2 protein-coding genes are annotated in these 2,056 nt (G+C 74.4%); one reads left to right on the forward strand and one right to left on the reverse strand.

What is annotated here, in order from left to right:
* Positions 1-63: 63 nt before the first annotated feature.
* Positions 64-1,161, reverse strand: coding sequence for a succinyl-diaminopimelate desuccinylase (dapE, locus tag DZG00_RS14980; protein ID WP_119382990.1), 1,098 nt, complete (start codon positions 1,159-1,161; stop codon positions 64-66).
* Between the two features lie 80 nt (positions 1,162-1,241).
* Between dapE and DZG00_RS14985 the strand changes: the two genes are divergently transcribed.
* A partial coding sequence (locus DZG00_RS14985) for a DapH/DapD/GlmU-related protein (RefSeq protein ID WP_119455793.1) occupies positions 1,242-2,056 on the forward strand: 815 nt, incomplete at its 3' end.

Consider the following 2,056-nt stretch of genomic DNA (forward strand, 5'->3'; position numbering starts at 1 on the left):
CGCCGGCGGCCCGGGGCTCGCCCTCCGACGCCGTCGCCTCCCCGGGCTGCGCGGCCGCCCGGATCAGCGCGCGGTCAGCCACGCCCGCAGGCCGCGCTCGCACGACGTGATCTGGGCGACGTCCACGCGTTCGTCGTCGTGGTGCGCGAGGAGCGGATCCCCGGGGCCGTAGTTGACGGCGGGGATCCCGAGCGCGCTGAAGCGGGCGACGTCGGTCCAGCCGTACTTGGGGCGGGCCTCGCCGCCGACCGCCGCGAGGAACGGCTGCGCGATCTCGGCGTCGAGCCCGGGACGCGCGCCCTCGGCGAGGTCGACGACCGTGACCTCGAAGCCGGGGAAGAGGCTCGTGACGTGCTCGACGGCCTCGGCGCCGGATCGGCTGGGCGCGAAGCGGTAGTTGACGTGCACCATGGCCTCGTCGGGGATCACGTTGCCGGCGATGCCGCCCGAGACGCCGACGGCGTTGAGGCCCTCGCGGTAGACGAGCCCGTCGACCTCGACCTCGCGCGCCTCGTAGGCGGCGAGCACGTCGAGCACGGGCGCGATGCGGTGGATGGCGTTCTCGCCCACCCACGAACGGGCCGAGTGCGAGCGCTTGCCGAACGCCCGGACCTCGACGCGCAGGTTGCCGTTGCAGCCGCCCTCGATCTCCGCCCGCGTCGGCTCGCCGAGGATCGCGAAGTCGCCCTCGAGCAGCTCCGGGCGCGTGCGCGCGAGGCGGCCGAGGCCGTTGAGGCTGTCGGAGACCTCCTCGTGGTCGTACCAGATCCAGGTGATGTCGTAGGCGGGATCCACGAGCTCGGCCGCGAGCACGAGCTGCACCGCGACGCCCGCCTTCATGTCGACCGTGCCGCGGCCCCAGAGGTACTCGACGCCGCCATCGTGCTCGGTGCGCGTGGGCAGGTTGCGGTTGAGCGGCACGGTGTCGATGTGGCCCGCGATGACCACCCGGCGGTCGCGGCCGAGGTGCGTGCGCGCGACGACCGCGTCGCCGTCGCGCACCAGCTCGAGGTGCGCGCACCCGGCGAGCGCCCGCTCGATGGCGTCCGCGAGCGTCGCCTCGTCACCCGACACGGACTCGATGTCGCAGATGGCGCGGGTGACCTCCACGCTCCCGGCGGTGAGGTCGAGCTCGGGCACGGGAGGCGTCTCGGTCGGCATGCGGATCATCCTAGGTCGGGGGCGGGACGCGGTCCTGGGGAGGACCCGGGACGGCCGCCGCCGATCGGTACGCTGGCGGCATGGCCTCCCCCGCTTCGCCCTCGTCCGCCGCGCCCGCCCCCGCTCCCGCCTCCGGATCCGCCTGGGGGTACGGGCTCGCGACCGTCGCCTCCGACGGCACCGTGCTCGACACCTGGTTCCCGGCGCCCGAGCTCGGGTCCCTGCCCGCGGGCCGCGACCGCTGGATCGCGCCGGCCTGGATCGAGGAGCTCGCGGTCGCCGACCCGCGCCGCGGCGTGACGGTCGACATCGTGACCGTCGAGATCGACCTGCAGACGCCGCCCGCCTCGACGCCCGACGCGTACCTCCGCCTGCACCTGCTCAGCCACCTGCTCGTGGCGCCGAACACGATCTCGCTCGACGGGATCTTCGGCCACCTCCCCATCGTCGTGTGGACCAACGCCGGGCCCGTGCACCCCGACGACTTCGACCGGCTCCGGCCGTCGCTCCAGCGGGCGGGCATCGCCGCGCACGGCGTGGACAAGTTCCCGCGGCTGCTCGACTACGTCACGCCCGACCGCGTGCGCATCGCCGACGCCTCGCGCGTCCGCCTCGGCGCGCACCTCGCGCCCGGCACCACCGTGATGCACGAGGGCTTCGTCAACTTCAACGCGGGCACGCTCGGCGCATCCATGGTCGAGGGGCGCATCACGCAGGGCGTCGTCGTCGGTGACGGCTCGGACATCGGCGGCGGCGCGTCCATCATGGGCACCCTCTCCGGTGGCGGCACGCAGAGAGTCGTCATCGGCGAGCGGGCGCTCCTCGGCGCGAACTCGGGCGTCGGCATCTCCATCGGCGACGACAGCGTCGTGGAGGCCGGCCTCTACGTGACCGC

The sequence above is a fragment of the Clavibacter lycopersici genome (assembly GCF_003576405.1).
GTDB classification, from domain to species: Bacteria; Actinomycetota; Actinomycetes; order Actinomycetales; family Microbacteriaceae; genus Clavibacter; species Clavibacter lycopersici.